The 19,380-nt window shown below is 49.7% G+C and carries 17 protein-coding genes and 1 tRNA gene; 9 read left to right on the plus strand and 9 right to left on the minus strand.

Features of this window, described 5'->3' with window-relative positions:
* Positions 1 to 91: 91 nt before the first annotated feature.
* Positions 92 to 1,651 (plus strand): methyl-accepting chemotaxis protein, encoded by a 1,560-nt coding sequence (locus NXT09_RS02205; protein ID WP_268578674.1) that lies wholly within the window; start codon positions 92 to 94, stop codon positions 1,649 to 1,651.
* A 110-nt stretch (positions 1,652 to 1,761) separates the two neighbouring features.
* On the opposite strand, the gene NXT09_RS02210 is transcribed toward NXT09_RS02205, so the two are convergent.
* The 3 genes from NXT09_RS02210 to NXT09_RS02220 all read right to left on the minus strand — a co-directional run bounded on the left by NXT09_RS02210 (position 1,762) and on the right by NXT09_RS02220 (position 4,219).
* Positions 1,762 to 3,120 carry a lysozyme inhibitor LprI family protein gene (locus tag NXT09_RS02210; RefSeq protein ID WP_240585171.1) on the minus strand — a complete coding sequence of 453 codons (1,359 nt, stop codon included), beginning with the start codon at positions 3,118 to 3,120 and terminating at the stop codon, positions 1,762 to 1,764.
* A gap of 17 nt (positions 3,121 to 3,137) precedes the next feature.
* Positions 3,138 to 3,908, minus strand: coding sequence for a lysozyme inhibitor LprI family protein (locus tag NXT09_RS02215; protein ID WP_268578675.1), 771 nt, complete (start codon positions 3,906 to 3,908; stop codon positions 3,138 to 3,140).
* 221 nt (positions 3,909 to 4,129) lie between these two features.
* Positions 4,130 to 4,219: transfer RNA gene (locus NXT09_RS02220), tRNA-Ser, on the minus strand.
* A gap of 279 nt (positions 4,220 to 4,498) precedes the next feature.
* Between NXT09_RS02220 and NXT09_RS02225 the strand changes: the two genes are divergently transcribed.
* Together NXT09_RS02225 and NXT09_RS02230 are read left to right on the plus strand one after the other, a co-directional pair.
* Entirely contained in the window at positions 4,499 to 5,236 is a 738-nt protein-coding gene (locus NXT09_RS02225; RefSeq protein ID WP_039480392.1) for a phosphatase, read from the plus strand.
* A gap of 64 nt (positions 5,237 to 5,300) precedes the next feature.
* Positions 5,301 to 5,879, plus strand: coding sequence for a TorD/DmsD family molecular chaperone (locus NXT09_RS02230; RefSeq protein ID WP_268578678.1), 579 nt, complete (start codon positions 5,301 to 5,303; stop codon positions 5,877 to 5,879).
* 78 nt (positions 5,880 to 5,957) lie between these two features.
* Here the strand turns inward: NXT09_RS02230 and NXT09_RS02235 are convergent, their stop codons facing one another.
* The 3 genes from NXT09_RS02235 to mdtH all read right to left on the minus strand — a co-directional run bounded on the left by NXT09_RS02235 (position 5,958) and on the right by mdtH (position 8,883).
* Complete coding sequence (locus NXT09_RS02235; protein ID WP_240585174.1) at positions 5,958 to 6,524, minus strand: lipoprotein; 567 nt, start codon at positions 6,522 to 6,524, stop codon at positions 5,958 to 5,960.
* 199 nt (positions 6,525 to 6,723) lie between these two features.
* The gene (gene grxB, locus NXT09_RS02240) at positions 6,724 to 7,371 is read right to left on the minus strand and encodes a glutaredoxin 2 (RefSeq protein ID WP_205550747.1); all 648 of its coding nucleotides are present in this window, start codon (positions 7,369 to 7,371) and stop codon (positions 6,724 to 6,726) included.
* Between the two features lie 306 nt (positions 7,372 to 7,677).
* Positions 7,678 to 8,883, minus strand: coding sequence for a multidrug efflux MFS transporter MdtH (mdtH, locus tag NXT09_RS02245; RefSeq protein WP_205550745.1), 1,206 nt, complete (start codon positions 8,881 to 8,883; stop codon positions 7,678 to 7,680).
* 315 nt (positions 8,884 to 9,198) lie between these two features.
* Here mdtH and rimJ point away from each other — a divergent pair, with 315 nt between their 5' ends.
* From rimJ to murJ, 4 genes are all read left to right on the plus strand, one after another.
* Entirely contained in the window at positions 9,199 to 9,783 is a 585-nt protein-coding gene (gene rimJ / locus NXT09_RS02250) for a ribosomal protein S5-alanine N-acetyltransferase (protein ID WP_014915138.1), read from the plus strand.
* Positions 9,784 to 9,792: 9 nt separating this feature from the next.
* Positions 9,793 to 10,428 carry a YceH family protein gene (locus NXT09_RS02255; protein WP_268578892.1) on the plus strand — a complete coding sequence of 212 codons (636 nt, stop codon included), beginning with the start codon at positions 9,793 to 9,795 and terminating at the stop codon, positions 10,426 to 10,428.
* 28 nt (positions 10,429 to 10,456) lie between these two features.
* Positions 10,457 to 11,437 carry a Gfo/Idh/MocA family protein gene (locus NXT09_RS02260; RefSeq protein WP_268578679.1) on the plus strand — a complete coding sequence of 327 codons (981 nt, stop codon included), beginning with the start codon at positions 10,457 to 10,459 and terminating at the stop codon, positions 11,435 to 11,437.
* 127 nt (positions 11,438 to 11,564) lie between these two features.
* On the plus strand, positions 11,565 to 13,100 hold the full coding sequence (gene murJ / locus NXT09_RS02265) for a murein biosynthesis integral membrane protein MurJ (RefSeq protein WP_268578680.1): 1,536 nt from the start codon (positions 11,565 to 11,567) through the stop codon (positions 13,098 to 13,100).
* A gap of 170 nt (positions 13,101 to 13,270) precedes the next feature.
* On the opposite strand, the gene argS is transcribed toward murJ, so the two are convergent.
* Complete coding sequence (argS, locus tag NXT09_RS02270; protein WP_268578681.1) at positions 13,271 to 15,001, minus strand: arginine--tRNA ligase; 1,731 nt, start codon at positions 14,999 to 15,001, stop codon at positions 13,271 to 13,273.
* A gap of 656 nt (positions 15,002 to 15,657) precedes the next feature.
* Between argS and NXT09_RS02275 the strand changes: the two genes are divergently transcribed.
* Together NXT09_RS02275 and cutC are read left to right on the plus strand one after the other, a co-directional pair.
* A complete protein-coding gene (locus tag NXT09_RS02275; protein WP_268578682.1) occupies positions 15,658 to 16,206 on the plus strand; it encodes a VOC family protein in 549 nt (182 codons plus the stop codon).
* 283 nt (positions 16,207 to 16,489) lie between these two features.
* Positions 16,490 to 17,248 (plus strand): copper homeostasis protein CutC, encoded by a 759-nt coding sequence (gene cutC, locus NXT09_RS02280; protein WP_268578683.1) that lies wholly within the window; start codon positions 16,490 to 16,492, stop codon positions 17,246 to 17,248.
* 156 nt (positions 17,249 to 17,404) lie between these two features.
* On the opposite strand, the gene cmoB is transcribed toward cutC, so the two are convergent.
* Together cmoB and cmoA are read right to left on the minus strand one after the other, a co-directional pair.
* Entirely contained in the window at positions 17,405 to 18,391 is a 987-nt protein-coding gene (cmoB, locus tag NXT09_RS02285; RefSeq protein ID WP_205550734.1) for a tRNA 5-methoxyuridine(34)/uridine 5-oxyacetic acid(34) synthase CmoB, read from the minus strand.
* Entirely contained in the window at positions 18,388 to 19,131 is a 744-nt protein-coding gene (cmoA, locus tag NXT09_RS02290) for a carboxy-S-adenosyl-L-methionine synthase CmoA (protein ID WP_039273264.1), read from the minus strand. The genes cmoB and cmoA overlap by 4 nt, the downstream gene beginning before the upstream one ends.
* Positions 19,132 to 19,380 lie beyond the last annotated feature (249 nt).

Genomic DNA, 19,380 nt, shown 5'->3' on the forward strand with positions numbered 1-19,380 from the left:
CATTACTACCTGGATGGTATGGCTCAAGGCGGCAATGTAGTGTAGTTTTTTGCTCGGAATTTTCTGAAAAGTGGTTAGAGAGAAGAATATCGTGAAATTACGAACCAGAATTGCACTGCTATGCGGTACGACCTTGTTAGGGATGTTAATTTTATCTGCGGTGGCGCTGAATACGCTCTATAACACGATGATGAGCGAACGCACTGGCCAGCTTTCTACGCTGGTTCAACTGGCCCACGCGGCAGCACAAAAGGCATATGACCTTGAGAAAAGCGGTCAGCTGTCACGTGAGGATGCAGAGAAAGAGGCCAAACGGGCAATTAGCAGTTTCCATCAGGACGATCGCTATTTCTTCGTACGCGGCTATACGAATGATGTGAACTACGTTCACCCTAACCCTAAACGCATTGGCATTATCGACGCCAATGGCGGTAAAGAAGCGGGAGAGCGCTACCGTGCGTCGCTTCAAGGCAATACGATTGGCACGGTGATCGCGGAAGGGACGCGTCCAGGACAGCAGAATAAAGTTGAGAAGCTTTACGCCGTCATTAAATTTGAGCCTTGGGATTGGACGATTGGCTACGGTGACTATATTGACGATATCCAACAAACGTTCTGGCGCAATGCGCTGATCCTGCTGTCTTTAGGGCTGGTTCTGCTGTTAATCATTTCCGCGTTTGCATGGAATATGCTGCGTACGCTGATGCGCCAGCTTGGCGGTGAGCCGCAATATGCGGTGGAGGTTGTGCGTGAAATTGCGGAAGGCAATTTGCGCGTCGATGTTGAAACGAAGCCGGGCGATCAAACCAGCATTCTTTACGCTATCCGTGCGATGCGCGACAACCTGTCGCATCTGGTTAATCAGGTTCGCAGCAGTACCAACTCGATTGCCACTGCTTCAACGCAGATTGCATCGGGTAACGGCGATTTGTCATCTCGTACCGAATCGCAGGCCAGCGCTCTGGAACAAACGGCCGCAGCAATGGAGCAATTGACCGCGACGGTGAAGCAGAATGCAGATAACGCGCGTTATGCGAATGAACTTGCGGTGTCGGCATCGGATGTAGCGGTGCGCGGTGGGGATGTTGTCAGCCGGGTCGTGGTGACGATGGACTCCATCAGCACATCATCGCGTAAGATTGTGGATATCATCGGTGTTATTGACAGCATTGCTTTCCAGACGAATATTCTGGCGCTGAATGCGGCGGTAGAAGCGGCACGGGCCGGTGAGCAAGGCCGCGGCTTCGCCGTCGTTGCGAGTGAAGTCCGCACGCTGGCGCAGCGCTCGGCATCCGCCGCTCGGGAAATTAAAGGCTTGATTGATGATTCCGTTGCCAAAGTGGGCGAGGGCACGGATTTCGTGAAGCAGGCTGGTGATACCATGAGTGAAGTGGTTGAAAGCGTACACCGCGTCACGTCCATGATGGGTGAGATTAGCGTGGCGAGTGCAGAGCAGCGTTCTGGTATTGAACAGGTCAATCTCGCGATATCGCAGATGGATCAGAGTACCGAACAGAATGCGGCATTGGTTGAAGAAGCGCTGGCCGCGGCGAGATCGCTGAATGAACAGGCACAGGAGCTGTCACGTACCGTTGAACAATTCCGCGTCGATGAATCTGCGGGCAACTATCTGGCGCTGGGGACAAGATAACAGAAACAACAAACGGCAGGGTTCAGGTATCAGCGTGAACTCTGCCGCTGTCTCATGATGCTAAAAAACCACCTTGATGTAAGGTGGTTTTACAGGATAACAAAATATCTTTATTCACTTTTATTGGTATTAGCTGCTGTTGTGACATATATGTCATTTAATGAGCTAAATAACATGAATATATAGTCTTTGTTGTCGTGGTGAATAGCTTTTATCTCATCTATTCTGCTTAATGGTGTAGTGTGTGTTAACGTTTTGGCTTGTTGATTAACTTGCCAAATGCCAGCCATGCCATGATGGTTGATAAAGTAACATGCATTTTTGTGAGCGCATGTTGGTTCCCAAAACAAATACCAGGTATCCCTGTTATCATCATTCTCTTTTAATATCGTGTTAACTTCGCCATTATCGTTAACATAAAATAGACTATCTGCGAAAGAAGCATCATAGCCGGTATAATTATCAGATGGTTTTTTTCTGGCAATGTTAGGGTAATGCAATGCATAATGTGCTGAATTGTCTGACCCAACTCGGCTTTTACATTCGACATCGCCACACTTACCGGTCCATGACCATATTCCGTTATCTGGGTGTTTGTTTTTATACTGAGAAAACTCATCATCGGAAAGCGTTTCGAGTTTCTGCTGAAGGGTTGACCATTTTTTTAATGTCGGATGTGCATTGTCATTATTAATGAAGTAAATATTCCCTGCGTCATCGATTTCAAAACTATTTAACCGATAATTCATGTTTTGATCTTTGGGGATGTTTTCATCACTGCTATTGTCAACGATCCTGAGATCGCCTTGCTCGGATATTTGAATTAATTGCGATGTGTTATAATATTTATTCTTTCGCAATGCTTTGTCATAGTAATGAATACCATTGTAATGAAGAATATAGAGGTAAGTTGTTTTGTTTTCGATAATGCTTCCTACAATTTTTTCTATTCGAGTGTCATTCGTTGAATGTGGGATGGTTTCTTTCAGCATATCTCGTAATTTTATACGCTCTTTATTTGTATAGAACGGTTTATAGACCCAATCTTCCGCTTGGAGAGCGTATTCAGAACCACTGTATGAAACGGGATTTTCCTCAGATACATATGGCATGACCTGAGTCATTCTGACCTGATCCAGAGTACTGGCGACAGTTCTGGTATCGCTGTAGCGCTCAATTTCTCTCAGCTGTGAGAGGCGAAACTTGTATGAAGCAATGAGACACGATTCATCAGTACACTGATCGCGTTGCTGTAACCAATTCTTTTCATCCTCATGAAGTCTTTCAGGATTGATCTGTGATTTTTCTACCTGATAAAACCATTTGTTTAATGCAGCATCCAGTTGCATGAGAGGTTCAGAAGAACATATTTTCTTTTCTACATCACTTTGCGCCGCAGGGCAAACAATGGCCTGTGGTGCGCTTGAAAATGCCAGTAAAGATAATAGTATCAATTTATTTTTTGTCATTTTATTTTCCTGCCTAATCAATCCATTGCTCTTGCGCAGCTACTTTTATCAATCAGAAAGTAAAGCTTGTTGTTAGTATATTTAAAGTTATTCTCTTTGGTGTTGTCTCTGGGCGATGAGCACGGGATAGTAATGTTCACCTCGTTTCCTTGGGTGTTGTCAAATATGGATAATAAACCATTTGTTTGCTTATTGTAGGAAATTCTTACTTTGTTATCACTGTACTCGGTAAAGAAATAGGCGCGAGGTAAATAAATGACCTGTGTGATTAACTCTGTCGTGGTGTCTTTAACGGCCAGATATCCATTTGACTCACACCATGCTCCGTCTGAACACCCCGTTGCTTTCATATAAACTTCAGCCAGGTATGGCCATTCAGGATGCGCAATATCAAACCGTATGTAAGTTTTCTTGATATTCATACTAAACTGGAAGGTGTCTATATCTATGCTTTTTGGTATTTGGTGATATTCATTAATAATCTCTTGATAACGATTGTCCAGGCATGTCGCTAAATGCCTTTCGCGCATGCAATTATTTCTTTTTGAAAGGAATGCTCTCTGCCTTATCTTGAGGTCTTCAGGAGGAATGATAGGATCGTTTTTTATACTAAAATACAATGCGCTCATTTCTTCATCCAGAGAGGAAAGCTCAGGGTTCTTGCATATTGTACGATCCAGTTTTCCTTCTGCTTTCTTACAGTCGAAGCTTGCAGCACTTACTGAACTGGCAAAAAATAAGCTATATATTATCCCTGCGCAGAGGCTATAAAACGAAATATGACGCATGATGTTATCCTTTTATCAGAGTGGCTATATCCTGCCGTTTTGTCACTCTTCGTCAAGGTTTCTCGTCCTTTCCATCACGATAAAAGGACACCCCTTGATTTACGTCAAGGGTGCTTGGTGTGAGTAGGTAGGGGGATTGACTCGTGAGTTCTGCTTCTCATTCGTTCCAACGATATAAAAGAAAACGCCCCTGACTTGCGTCAAGGGCGTTTTCTTTTATATGGCGGTGAGGAAGGGATTCGAACCCTTGATACGTTTTCACGTATACACACTTTCCAGGCGTGCTCCTTCAGCCTCTCGGACACCTCACCGTGGTCTCGCTGTATCGCATAGCAGCGGACGGCGCTAATGTAGGGAAATTGCCGAACAGCGTCAACAAACTTCTGCACTCAATGCGCGCAATTAGCTAAAGTTAACGCAATTTGTTGCTTTGCTCACCGCTTTTGCGCTCGCCTTCATCCATTTCCCCGTCGCTACGCAAAAAGACGATGTTTCAGTTGTGTTAATCATGCGTTGTAATTTCGTTCGCTGGCTGCGGAATAGCCCTAGAAATGGTATGCTGATTTGCAAACGTTGACCCAGGAGAACCTATGTATCCCGTCGATTTACATATGCACACCGTTGCCAGTACGCACGCTTACAGTACCCTGCATGATTACATCGTCGAAGCACAGCAGAAGAATATCCGGCTGTTTGCCATCACCGATCATGGCCCGGATATGGCGGATGCGCCCCATTACTGGCACTTCATGAACATGCGCGTTTGGCCGCGTCTGGTTGATGGCGTCGGCATCCTGCGCGGTATCGAAGCGAATATTAAAAACATCGAGGGCGATATCGACTGCACCGGACCGATGTTGGGTCAGGTGGATGTGATTATTGCGGGCTTTCATGAGCCGGTTTTTCCACCACAGGATAAAGACACGCATACTACGGCGATGATCGCGACCATGGCACGTGGCGACGCGCATATCATTAGCCACCCCGGCAACCCGAAATTTCCTGTCGATATCCGCGCGATTGCGGAAGCCGCTGCGAAATACAACGTGGCGCTGGAGCTAAATAACTCCTCTTTCATGCATTCACGCCAAGGCAGTGAGCCAAACTGTCGGGCGATTGCGGAAGCTGTTCGTGATGCGGGGGGATTACTTTCTTTAGGTTCCGATTCCCATATTGCGTTTTCTCTGGGAGACTTTACCCACTGCGAACGTATTTTGCAGGAAGTGAATTTCCCACAGGATCGGATATTAAACGTAAGCCCTCGGCGCGTGTTGGATTTCCTCGAACAGCGTGGAATGCCGGCTATCGCTGAGCTTGCCGATTTGTGACAATGTCACTTAAAGGTAATGTCACTTAAAAGCCAATATCACTTAACAATAAATAGGGTTATGAATGAACGAGTTTTCTATTGTGTGCCGCCTATTGGGCACTCTGTTTTATCGCCAGCCGCAGGATCCTTTGCTGACACCGTTATTCACGCTGATTAAAGACGGGAAACTGGCGCAGCACTGGCCACTGGAGCAGGATGCATTGTTGGAGCGTTTGCAAAAGGGGCTGGATTTGCCCGCAATGGCGGCGGATTATCAGGCGTTGTTCGATAGCGAAAATGGCTCGGTGTCACCGCTGCGTTCGTTCTATGAAAGCGATGCTGATGACGCGGAAATTCGTACCTTTTTGCAACAGCGTGGCATGCCGTTAAATGATGGTGGTACGGTTGGTCATTTTGGTAGCTTGCTGCTTGCCGCGTCATGGCTGGAAGATCAGGCACAAGAAGACGAAACAGCGGCACAGATTACCCTGTTCGATGAGTATCTTTTACCGTGGAGCGATCGTTTTCTCGGGAAAGTAGAAAGTCACGCCACCACCGCATTTTATCGTACGTTGGCGATAGTGTGCCGTGAAGCGCTGGAAGCGATGCGAGATGAACTGGGTGAAAGCGACGAAGAAGACGAGTCGGAAGCGGAAGAATAATACCGCGGTATGAAACCTCGCAGTATGAAAGCTATTACGCCGATAGCAAACATGACGTGTGCTATCGGCGAGTCAGTGTTAGTCGGTAAACAGGATAACGATCTGGCCAGGTTTGATTTCGATGCCTTTTGCCATCTTCTTCGCCATCGATTCCGTTGTGCTCTTATCCGCATCCAACACGTAAGCTGGTTTTTGGTCAAAATAGCTTTTTAGTGATTGATTAAGATACGGGCTTAGCGTTTTCATTACCGCCTGCATTTTTTCTGGCTGTACGGTGTAATCAACCAGTTCCATATCTTTCAGATAAATCGCGCCCTGCGTTTTATCAAAGACTGGCTGTGCTTTCAGTGTCAGCTTCATGTCGGCAGCCTGATTGCCCAATAGAGACGAAATATCGACCTTCGCGTTGCCCGTCAGAGTCACTTTCCCCGGTTCTGCCCGACCAATCTGGCTGGACAGTTCGGTCAACACGATGTGGGCATCCACCACGCCAGGCACGCCCAGCTGTTTCTGATAATCATTGTGTTTTTGCAGGTACTCATTCACTTCTTGCTCGCTGAGCGTGTATTGCGTGAGTTTATTACAGCCACTGAGTGTAAAAGCCAGCAGCACTGCGGCCGCTGCCATCCATCCTGATTTTTTCATTATTCTGACCTCTTGATGCTATTGACGCGCACAATTCATTCCTACGGTGGTCTATTCACATGAACGAGCGCTTTATGTGAATAATCAACACGATTCTGCACGGGCAGCGTGCGCCTGATGCGCAGGATAAACAATAGGATAGCACTGAAATGGCGGATAATGCCGCTTCAGGACGAAGCGGCGGAGTAAAACTAAACGGTTAAATTGCCAGACTGCTGAGTAGCGTGACCTGAGTCTGTTTCGCCATGTTATCCCGATAGTCCGCAACACGGGAAGGCGGCGTAACACCCGCAACGATGGACAACGAGCGGAGCAGCGGGAAGAGGTTGATGTCGTCCGTTGATAAGGTGCCGTTACAGGCATTCGGTTGAACAATCAGCGGATCCAGATCCTGTAAATCATTGTTCAATTTCTTAATCAGCCCCTGAGAGTGGCTCAGGTGGTCAGCAAAATTGCCTAGCTGAGCTTCCTTCTTATTAATAAAATATTGCCGGGCGGAAGCGGAGGCAAACTCTTCAAAGGCTGCCTGAGCAAAACGAGGGATAATCAGACGTGGCGTATACTCGGTGACTTTACGCAGCCAGGCGGCGATGGCCGGATTGGTTGAGCCAGTCAGCAGCGGTTTGCGGTCGTAATTATCGATGTAATGAACGATGTCCATGCTTTCTGGCATATAGCTACCATCGTCTTTTTGCAGAATGGGCACCATTTTCTGGCCAATCAGTCTCTCTGGCGTTGCAGCGTCATCGTTCGCCAGTATTTGCAGTTCGACAGGGAGATTTTTCAGGCCAAAGATCATGCGCGCTTTAACGCAGTAGGGACAGTGATCGTAAATGTAGAGCTTCATACATCGTCTCCTAAATCACAGGTTGTATACCCGTCATACTTCAAGTTGCAAGTGTGTTGGCTGCGTTCAGTCACCCGCATCACTTACTTGAGTAAGCTCATCGGGATTCCTTCGCTTGCCGCCTTCCTGAAACTCGAATTATTTAGGGTATAGACAAAGGCCGCAGGGCGACCACGCGTGTAACCCATCATCAAACAAGATAAGTCGAGTGTGCGAGAAGGCTCGCGACGAAACAATTGTTTGAATGTATTAGGAAAGTATAGGAGGGCTTTACCGACGAGATCAAACTCGTCGGTAAAATTCAGACTAATGACCACCCAGCATCGCGGGCTCAATGCGGCGTTGGTTGAACTGCCAATACAGTGCGGCTAACGTCAGGAACCCGATGGTGCCGAGCATGAACCACGGCAGTTCCGGTTGATTCAGTGCGTGTCCGGTATCGAATAACCAGCCACCGCCGCTGTAACCAATCGCGCCACCAAGTGCCAATCCAAGGCGGCTGAACCCCATATAGCTGCCTCTGGCTCTGGCATCTGCCAGCGAGGCACTCAAGGTTTCACGCGCAGGTTCGGCGATAATGGAGCCAATATAAAACAGGCTGATCAGCAGCAGCAGAGTTTGCAGCTCCGTCGTCATCCCGATTGGGAACATGCTGACGGACATGATGAAAAGCCCCGCCATCAGGCGCTGTTCCAGCCGGAAGCGTTTCTCGCTCCAGCGGGCGATAGGGTACAGCAGCGTCAGCGACAGCACTGCTTCAATGGCGTACATCCATTTCACCGCAGACGGCGTCCCGGCGAGCTCGTTGACCATAATGGGCAGCATCAGCAAAACCTGAACGGCCAGCATGTAGTAGCCCGTCAGCGTTAAGACATACATCAGGAAACGGCGGTCGCGAATCACGCGCATCAGGCCTTCCCGGATTGGCGTCTTGACCGTTGAGATTCGGTAGGCTGGCAGCAGCCAGGCATTGAGCGCAGCGGCAAGCACAAAAATGACCGCGCCCGCCCAGCAGACGATCTCGAAATCGTACTGGAGCAGCCAACTGCCGATGAGGGCACCGATAACGGCACCGGCGCTATCTTGCATCATTAACAGGGAGTAGAACCGACCGCGTTCCTGCGGACGAACCAGCTTGATGACCAGCGCGGTACGTGGCGGATCGAATAGCGTGCCGCCAAGGCCGGATAGCGCACAAGACAACCAGAGCAGCCAGGGTTCATCGGCAATCGCCATGAATACAAAACCGGAAGCACGTAGCAGCATCCCGGTAATAATCATCGGTTTGGCACCAAAACGGTCAGCAATGGCCCCGCCGAAAATACCGAGCCCTTGCTGAATAAACTGGCGCAATCCCAATGCGATACCGACTAATAATGCGGCCCAGCCGAGATCGTCGACAAAGCGAATGGAAATAAGGGGAAAGACAACGAAGAATCCCAGAACCACCAGCATATTATCGAGTAATAAAAAATATTTACCCAAGCTCCGAGCTTGCGACATCAGAGGCATGTTTCACCACAAAGAAGAAAGGAGGAAAATAACAGACGTGACTATTTTGTACTCTAATTCGACTTTGGTATAGCCTATTGTTGGATAATATTTTTTTATCGATTTAACGTTATCTTAGTAGCATTTCGGCGAGAAAAAATGCCTTCCCTGACTCAACTGCGCAATAACTCGGCGACGGGGATTTTACGTCTATGAATTTATGTGGTTATAGTAAGGATTATCGGAAATACCGATATTTTCTGCTTATGCGGAATAGTCACTTTTTCAGCGGCGATGAATTTTACTTATCGATAACATGGAGAGGCAGGGGGAAAAATGTTTGGCTACCGTTCAACGCCAGCAAGAGTGCAATTGACAACTGACAGGCTGGTGGTGCGTCTGGCCCATGAACGCGATGCATGGCGTCTGGCCGAATACTATTCTGAAAACCGTGAATTTCTTAAGCCGTGGGAGCCCGTGAGAGACGCGAGCCATTGCTATCCATCAGGCTGGCAGGCGCGGTTGAGCGTGATTAACGATATGCATAAGCAGGGCAGCGCCTATTACTTCCTCCTGTTGGATCCGAATGAAAACGAGGTGTACGGCGTGGCTAATTTCAGCAACGTGCTGCGGGGATCGTTTCACGCCTGCTATCTGGGTTATTCACTCGGCCAAAAATGGCAGGGGCAGGGGCTGATGTATGAAGCATTGCAGCCGGCAATACGTTATATGCAGCGTCAGCAGCATATGCATCGCATCATGGCTAACTATATGCCGCATAACCAGCGTAGCGGAGGGTTACTGACACGTTTGGGGTTTGAACGTGAAGGTTATGCGAAGAATTATCTGCTCATTGATGGCAAATGGCAGGACCATGTATTAACCGCGCTGACCAACGCCGAGTGGAAGTCTCCGCGTTAAGGAAAAATGATGAAATACCAATTGGATGCTCGTGAAGCCCGCGTGATTGGTTGCATGCTGGAAAAGCAGATCACTACGCCGGATCAATACCCAATGTCGTTAAACGGCATCACCACAGCCTGTAATCAGAAAACCAATCGCGAACCCGTGATGGAACTGAGCGAAAGCGAGGTCCAACAAACGCTGGATTTGCTCGTGAAGAAGCATTTCCTGCGCACGCTCAGCGGGTTTGGTAACCGTGTCGTGAAATATGAACATCGTTTTTGCAATTCTGAGTTTGGTGACCTGAAGCTCTCGCCTGCGGAAGTAGCGCTGGTGACGACGCTGCTTCTGCGCGGCCCACAGACGCCGGGCGAACTGCGTACGCGTGCGGCCCGATTGTATGAATTTTCTGATGTCGGTGAAGCGGAGTCTACCCTTGAACAGCTGCAACAGCGTGAGGATGGGCCGTTTGTCGTTCGGCTGGCGCGTGAAGCAGGGAAGCGGGAAAGTCGCTATCAGCACCTTTTCAGCGGCGAGGCCAGTGATGTTGCTGCTCCCGAAGTGGACAGCGGAAGCGATCATTCACCGCTAGCTGAGCGCGTTGAGGCGTTAGAAAAAGAGGTTGCTGAACTCAAACGCCAGCTTGCTGCGCTGTTAGCGTAATAAATCTGTATCAGGGAGAACACTCGTCATGAAGCCTCAATTTACGTCTGCGGAAAACGTTGCAGAACATCGTATTTCAGAACATAACGCCTCCACCCGACGTCCTCGTATCGGTGTCGTCGGGCTGGGATCCATCGCGCAGAAAGCCTATTTGCCGATTCTCAGTCTGGCTGAACGCTGGGAGCTGGTTGGCGCGTTTTCTCCCGACCAGCAAAAAACACAGCGGATTTGTCAGCAGTATCGGATGACGAGTTTTTCTGCACTGGATGAACTGGCAGCACAGTGCGATGCCGTTTTCGTGCACAGCAGCACCGCCAGCCATTTTTCCGTTGTGAGCCAATTGCTTAATGCCGATGTCGATGTCTATGTAGATAAACCGCTGGCAGAGACGCTGGAGCAGGCGGAAGCGCTGGTCGAATTTGCAGAGCAACGACAAAAAATTCTGATGGTCGGTTTTAATCGTCGTTTCGCGCCGTGTTATCAGCAGCTAAAACAGCGGCTGGATCAGCCAGCCTCGTTGCGCATGGATAAACACCGTATTAATGGCGTTGGGCCGCAGGATGTCCGTTTTACTCTGCTGGACGATTATCTGCACGTAGTGGACACCGCACTTTGGCTAGCGGGCGGCGACGCTCAACTGATTGATGGCGTGCTGCATGCGAATGCGGACGGTCAACTACTGTATGCCGAGCACCATTTCCAGAGCGGCGGTTGCCAGGTGACGACCAGCATGCATCGTCATGCCGGAAGCCAACGTGAATGGGTTCAGGCTGTTACCCAGGGCGGGCTTTATCAGGTAGATGAGATGCGTGAATGGCGCGAAGATCGTGAAGGAATAACGATCCGCCCGACCGTGCCATCCTGGCAAACGACGCTGGAACAACGCGGATTTGTCGGTGCAGTGCAGCATTTCATCGCTTCCATTGAACAACGGAAACCAGCGGAAACATCAGGTAACCAGGCGTTGCTGTCCCAGCGTATGATTGAAAAATTGCTGGGAAAAAGCTGAAAAGTTCGACGGTTATGACAATGTGCGGTAGCTATTACACGTGCAATGCGTAGACTAGTCGCACCTCGCAATCAGGATAACCTCAACGGGTTAATAATCGGTCCTGAACCGTTCAGAACATAATCGGATGAATCTACTTAAATCACTGGCTGCCGTCAGTTCCATGACCATGTTATCGCGCGTTTTAGGCTTTGTGCGCGATGCTATCGTCGCCCGTATTTTTGGTGCAGGTATGGCGACGGATGCCTTCTTTGTGGCGTTCAAACTGCCCAACCTGCTCCGGCGAATTTTCGCGGAAGGCGCATTTTCACAGGCCTTTGTGCCGATTCTGGCCGAATATAAAAGCCAGCAGGGCGACGAGGCTACGCGGACGTTCCTCGCTTATGTCTCTGGTATGCTGACGCTGATTCTGGCGTTAGTCACCGTGGCGGGGATGGTCGCCGCACCGTGGGTCATCATGGTGACTGCGCCCGGTTTTGCCGCGACGCCAGAGCGCTTTGCGCTCACTTCGGATCTATTAAGAGTCACGTTTCCCTACATCCTGCTGATCTCGCTGACTTCTATGGTCGGTTCGGTGCTAAATACCTGGAACCGTTTCTCGGTGCCCGCATTTGCTCCGACATTGCTTAACGTCAGCATGATTGGCTTCTCGTTGTTTGCTGCCCCGTATTTTAATCCACCGGTGATGGCGCTGGCCTGGGCAGTCTTGGTTGGCGGTTTATTGCAGCTCGGCTATCAGCTACCGCATCTGAAAAAGATTGGCATGCTGGTATTGCCGCGTTTGAAGTGGCGTGACCCGAGCGTCTGGCGCGTCATGAAGCTGATGGGGCCTGCGGTTCTTGGCGTCTCGGTGAGCCAGATTTCGCTCATCATCAACACTATTTTCGCCTCTTTCCTCAGTGAAGGCGCTGTGTCATGGATGTATTACGCCGATCGCCTGATGGAGTTTCCTTCCGGCGTTCTCGGCGTGGCCTTAGGGACGATCCTACTGCCGTCGCTGGCGAAGAGTTTTGCCAGTGGTAATCATGACGAATACTCCCGCCTGATGGATTGGGGGCTCCGCCTGTGTTTCCTGTTGGCGCTGCCTAGCGCGGTGGCATTAGGCATTTTGGCTAAACCCTTAACCGTGTCGCTGTTCCAGTACGGCAAATTTAGCGCTTTTGACGCGCTGATGACCCAGCGGGCGCTGATTGCTTACTCGGTTGGGCTGATGGGACTGATTGTTGTCAAAGTACTCGTGCCCGGTTTTTATTCTCGGCAGGATATCAAGACGCCCGTCAAAATAGCGATAGTCACGCTGATTCTGACGCAAGTGATGAACCTGATCTTTATCGGCCCGCTGCAACATGCGGGTCTTGCGTTGTCTATCGGCTTGGCTTCCTGCCTGAATGCAGGGTTGCTGTATTGGCAACTGCGTAAGCAGGACATTTTCCAGCCGCTGCCGGGTTGGCGGGGATTTCTGGTTCGCCTGTTGACGGCTGTTATTGTGATGTCGCTGGTGTTACTGGGTATGCTGTGGTGGATGCCTGAGTGGGATGACGGCAATATGACAATGCGAATCCTGCGCTTGTTGCTGGTCGTGGTTGCGGGGGCGGGTTCCTATTTTGCCACGCTGGCGCTGTTGGGATTCCGCCCTCGGGATTTCGCCCGCCGTAGCGTGTGACACCGCTAAGCATTACGGAATAAAAAACGTAGGGAACGTTTTTCAACGTTGCACAGCAACGGCCCGTAGGGTGATGGACAAGGATGTCTGTCATAAAAAAACGCCATTGGTGGCAGCACCAATGGCGTTTTTGTTGTCAATCGACGGTTCGATTTTCAGTCGATGGAGAATTACATCTTCTCGACGGTTTCGATGCCGAGCGTATCCAGACCTTGCTTCAGCGTTTTCGCAGTTAGCAGAGCCAATCTCAGACGGCTTTGACGCACGTCGTCGCTTTCGGCATTGAGAATCGGACAGTGCTCGTAGAAACCGGAGAACAGACCCGCCAGATCGTACAGGTAGCTACACATCACATGCGGCGTGCCTTCACGGGCGACGGAGGTGATGGTTTCTTCAAATTGCAGCAGACGCGTGGCAAGCGCAAATTCACGCTCATCGCTCAGCGTAATTGGCTGCGTTAAGCTGTCCTCCTGGATACCTGCACGCTTGAAAATAGACGCGACGCGGGTGTAGGCGTATTGCATGTAAGGCGCGGTATTGCCTTCAAACGCCAGCATGTTATCCCAATCGAAAACGTAGTCCGTGGTACGGCTCTTCGACAGGTCGGCGTATTTGATCGCACCGATAGAAACCACTTTCGCCAGCGCGGTTAATTCATCGCTTTCCATCTGTGGGTTTTTCTCTGCGATGAGTTTCAATGCGCGATCGTAGGCTTCATCCAACAGCTCGGACAGCTTGATCGTTCCGCCTGCACGCGTTTTGAATGGTTTCCCGTCTTTGCCCAGCATCATGCCGAACATATGGTGTTCCAGACTGACGGAATCAGGGACATAGCCGGCTTTGTGCACGATGGTCCAGGCCTGCATCAAATGTTGATGTTGGCGGGAGTCGATGTAGTAAAGCACGCGATCGGCGTTCAGGGTTTCATAACGGTATTTGGCGCAGGCGATGTCCGTTGTGGTGTAGAGGTAGCCGCCATCCTTTTTCTGGATGATAACGCCCATCGGTTCGCCTTCCTTGTTTTTATATTCATCAAGGAAAACAACCGTTGCGCCTTCGCTCTCAACTGCCAGACCTTTTGCTTTCAGATCGGCAACGATGCCCGGCAGCATGCTGTTATACAGGCTTTCACCCATCACATCCTGTTTGGTCAGCGTGACATTGAGGCGCTCATAGTTGATCTGATTTTGCGTCATGGTGATATCGACGAGCTTGCGCCACATCTGACGGCAATATTCATCGCCGCCCTGCAATTTCACCACGTAAGCGCGCGCGCGTTCGGCGAAATCGGCATCTTCATCGTAGTGTTTCTTCGCTTCACGATAGAACGCTTCAAGATCGGAGAGATCCATCTCGCTGGCGCTTTCGTTTTGCATTTTTTCAAGGTAGGCGATCAGCATGCCGAACTGCGTACCCCAGTCGCCAACGTGGTTCGCACGAATCACGTTGTGGCCTAAAAATTCCAGCGTACGGGCTGATGCATCACCAATAATGGTTGAGCGCAGGTGACCGACGTGCATTTCCTTCGCGACGTTAGGGGCGGAGTAGTCAATCACGATCGTTTGAGGCTCAACTGGGGTTAAACCCAGTTTTGGTGCATTCAGGGCGTTCTCAACCTGGCTCGCAACCCACTGCTTATCGAGAAAAATATTAATAAATCCCGGGCCTGCGATTTCTGTTTTTTCCGCAATGCCCTCCAGCGCCAAAAGTTGGACGACTTTTTCGGCCAATTGTCGCGGCGGCATGCCCAGTTTTTTTGCCACGGCCATGACGCCATTGGCTTGATAATCACCAAACTGTGCTTTTGCCGACTGACGAATCTGAGCTTCGCTGTCTGCTGGCGCGCCCGCGGCGGTTAACGCCTGGCTGACTTTTTCGGAGAGAAGAGCCTGAATATTCACCGGTTTACCTTAAATAAAAAATTAAGCCTTGCTTATACCATATTTGCCTTTCCTCGTCAGCAGACGGGGCGAGGCAAAGGGATATTCAGGCGAAAAAATACCCGACAAGCGGGAGGTAAAAGAAGGAGTGATGATATGAAAAAAATGGATAAGGAGAACACGACAAAAAAGAAAAGTAGTTTTAGGTAGAATAAAAATAAATAAAATCGCGATCTTAACGTTTTTTTGACCGACTATTTGCACCAATTTTATGTGAGTCTCTGGTTTTAAAATGACGAAAAATAGCATATGCCGCAATAGCGATAAGTGCGATGGATATAATGAGTAAAACCATGATGATATCTCTGCGTTATTATTTGTTTTCTTAATTTATACGTTTTCTTTTCGGCGTTCAATGGGGCGGTTATTATTTAAGATTCCTCCCAGAATAGATTGCGAGAAGTATCGCAGATTACACCAGGTAAAAAACATTTCCGTTTATTAATCAAACAGCATGGTTACCTTTTCTTTGCATTTAATGCGTTTCACGTAATGAAGGTGTAAATAAATGTACTCGGGGAAAAATAGAATTTAATTAGAATATGTCACGGGTGTGATATTCTCACTACGCAAATGGTGATTGATAATGTGAGATGCTGCGAGGAGTGTTACTCGATATGTTACCCGATGATTTGATAACGGATTTAGCGCGTTTTGAGCAGGCGTTACAGGAATTGGCCGATGTGTTACAGCTGGATTTAGACGCATTTCATGCGGATCATATTTCGTTGCGCTGTCATCAGAATACGACGGCTGAATCATGGAAAGCGGCGCTGCTTAAGGTTGGTAAGCTGCTGTCTGAAAACCAAATCAATGGCCGCACAATCTGCTTGTTTATTCTGGACAATGCCATCGCGGTCGGCCCCTGGCTGATTACCTGTATCGAGCTACCGTGGCCGGGGAAAAAGCATTATCCGCATGAAGGATGGGAGCATGTGGAACTGGTGTTGCCCGGGGAGGCGGAAACGCTGCATCAGCGTGCGCTAGCCTGCTTGTCTGATGATGCGCTGCGTACGCCGGGCATCAAGCTTAAATTCAGTTCTCCGCAGGGCGAAAAAGAGCGCATTCCTAATCCTACGCTGGCGGTAACCGACGGGAAAGTGACAATAAAGTTTCATCCATTTGATATACGCGATGTTGTCGCAAGCGAAATGTCGACGCTATAAAATAGCGTATGGCTCGCACGTAACGTAATCAGAAAGATAACATTGGCGGAAAGATAAAATGGTGTGCCACGTTATTCATGCCATTTTCTTTTACTGCGGAACAGATTAATAAAACTGTGGTTTATGTCATGTTTATTTCGGCAATGTATCGCGTTCATTGTGACTCCTGTCTCCTCACGATATGAATGCGAATGCCATAGTTATTACTTTAATCGGCGTGATGATTCGCCGATTTTTCGATAATTAAGAAAAGTGGTCTGGGAGTTTACATGGAGGAGCAGCGATGACGAAACTGGAAGTATGCTGTTATAGCGTTGATTGCGCGATAACAGCAGCGCAGTCTGGGGCTGACAGGATTGAACTCTGTGCAGGACAGCGAGAAGGCGGGTTAACGCCATCTTATGGTACGTTGCGCGGCGCGCGCGAAAAGGTCGCGATTCCTGTCCACCCGATTGTGCGCCCGCGAGGGGGCGATTTTTGCTACAGCGTGACGGAATTTGCTGCCATCAAATACGACATTGAGCAGATTCGTGAGATGGGTTTTCCCGGCGTTGTTGTCGGTGTACTCAATGAGGAAGGGCACATTGATTTGCCCAAAATGCGTGAAATTATGGCGGCAGCGCAGGGGATGGCGGTGACTTTCCATCGCGCGTTCGATATGTGTCTGAACCCATACATTGCACTGGAGCAGCTCACTGAGCTTGGCGTATCGCGCATATTGACCTCTGGGCAGCAGCAGACGGCGGAAAATGGGCTGCGGTTATTACGTGAACTAACACAGGCCAGTCGCGGTCCAATTATTATGGCGGGTTCCGGCGTGCGGCTGACTAACGTGCACAAATTTCAGCAGGCTGGTATCCGGGAACTGCACAGTTCCGCAGGTCAGTGGACACCCTCTCCGATGCGCTATCGCAAAATCGGCGTGTCGATGTGTTCTGATACGGAATTAGATGAGTTTAGCCACTATTGCGTGGATGGTGATGTGGTGGAAGCCATGAAGCGGGCAGTTAGCCCGGACCGTGAAATGCAGTACGTGTCATGACGTAAGGCATTTAATGGCTTGGCGGTAGATAGACAACGTTGTTCTACACACCACATCGTCATTCTTCAATTTTGCCGCGCCGCATACCATCAGGTGTGCATGGCAAGTACCAAGCCCCAGCGTGTTGCTGGGGCTTTTTTTGTCGAGCGCGGTAATTTAGGACTGGTAGACCCCAGGTTTACGGGCAACCAGAACGGCCCGTACCGGAGCGGGGTAGCCTTCCACCGTTTTCGTCGGATCTTCCGGATCGAGGAATTCAGCCAGTGATTCCGTGATCATCCAGTCGGTTCGGCGTTGTTCCTGCGTTGTCGTGGTGCAGATATCGACGACACGGACATCAACAAAGCCGCATTTCTCAAGCCATTTCGTCAAGGCCGCGGCAGAAGGGATGAAATACACATTGCGCATTTGGGCATAGCGTTCTCCCGGTACCAGCACCTGATTTTCATCGCCTTCAATCACCAGCGTTTCCAGCACCAGTTCGCCACCTGCCACCAGCTGATTCTTCAATTGCCACAGGTGATCGAGCGGGGAACGGCGATGGTAGAGCACGCCCATCGAAAACACGGTGTCAAACGCGGCAAGTTCGGGGAGTTGCTCAATGCCGAGCGGTAAAACGTGCGCACGCTGATCGTCGCCGAGCAACTTACGCACGGCTTCAAACTGGCATAAGAACAGCTGCATGGGATCGATGCCGACTGCCATCGTGGCGCCTTCACCAACCATCCGCCACAGGTGATAGCCGCTGCCGCAGCCTACATCCAGAATCAGGCGATTCTTCAGCGGGCTGATATGGGGCAGAACGCGCTGCCATTTCCAGTCGGAACGCCATTCCGTGTTGATATCCACGCCGTAAAGCGAAAAAGGGCCTTTACGCCAGGGCATCAGGTTACGCAGCAGTTTTTCAATGCCTTCACGCTGGCCCTCGGAAATATCGGGCACCATGCGTGCTGTGACGCTGTCGTTCAAATCCAGAGAGGTTGGCGTCAGGGACGGAAGATGTTCCAGCGAGTTAAACCAGAGTTTGAACTTACCGTGCAAGGATTCCTGCTGCCAGCTACTGAGCTGTGAAGGCAGCGTGTTAAGCCAGTGGCTGAGCGGACCTTTTGCGATTTGCTGATAAAAATTGCCGAAATCGATCACGCCTTTTCCTCTGCTTTCACGGCTAATAACGAACCAAAATTAAAACACTGAAACCAAATTTCGCTGTGCTCAAAACCGGCATCTGCCAGTCGGGCCTTATGGGTTTCTACCGAGTCGGTCAGCATGACGTTTTCCAGCATACTGCGCTTCTGACTAATTTCTAACTCGCTGTAGCCATTTGCCCGTTTGAAATCGAGATGCATGTTGAACAGCAATTCACCGACGTCTTTGTCCGCAAAATTGAATTTCTCTGAGAGCACGAGCACGCCGCCGGGATTCAAGCCCTGATAAATACGCTTGATGAGCACCTGACGCTGGGAAGGTTCCAGAAACTGAAGGGTAAAGTTCAGAACCACCATGGACGCATTTTCGATATCAATATTCAGAATATCGGCTTCTATAATCTCGACGGGCGTATCGGAACGGAAAGCGTCAATGTGGCTGCGGCAGCGTTTCACCATTGCCGGAGAATTGTCTACCGCGATAATTTTGCAACCCGGCACAGAGATATTACGTCGCATAGACAGCGTGGCGGCGCCCAACGAGCATCCTAGATCGTAAACGTGGCTATCCGGGCGGACGAAGCGTTCTGCCAGCATGCCAATCATCGAGATGATGTTGGAATAGCCGGGCACGGAACGTTGGATCATATCGGGGAATACGTCGGCAACGCGTTCGTCGAATGTCCAGTCGCCTAAATTGGCAATTGGCACAGAGAAAAGCATATCGCGGTTTGGCATGGCAGAAAGTGCACTGAGAGTAATAAAGAAGCGCGTATTCTAGCAGAATACGCCATACCCGTCATACTTCAAGTTGCATGTGCGTTGGCTGCGCTTACTCACCCGAATCACTTACTTGAGTAAGCTCATCGGGACTCACTCGCTTGCCGCCTGCCTGAAACTCGAATTATTTAGGGTATATGATCTTCGCCTTCCACATGGGGACGCGGTTTTTGATTCCCGGACGCATAATGTCTGTGCGTCCGAGAG

It is taken from the genome of Pectobacterium jejuense (assembly GCF_026800125.1).
GTDB classification, from domain to species: Bacteria; Pseudomonadota; Gammaproteobacteria; order Enterobacterales; family Enterobacteriaceae; genus Pectobacterium; species Pectobacterium jejuense.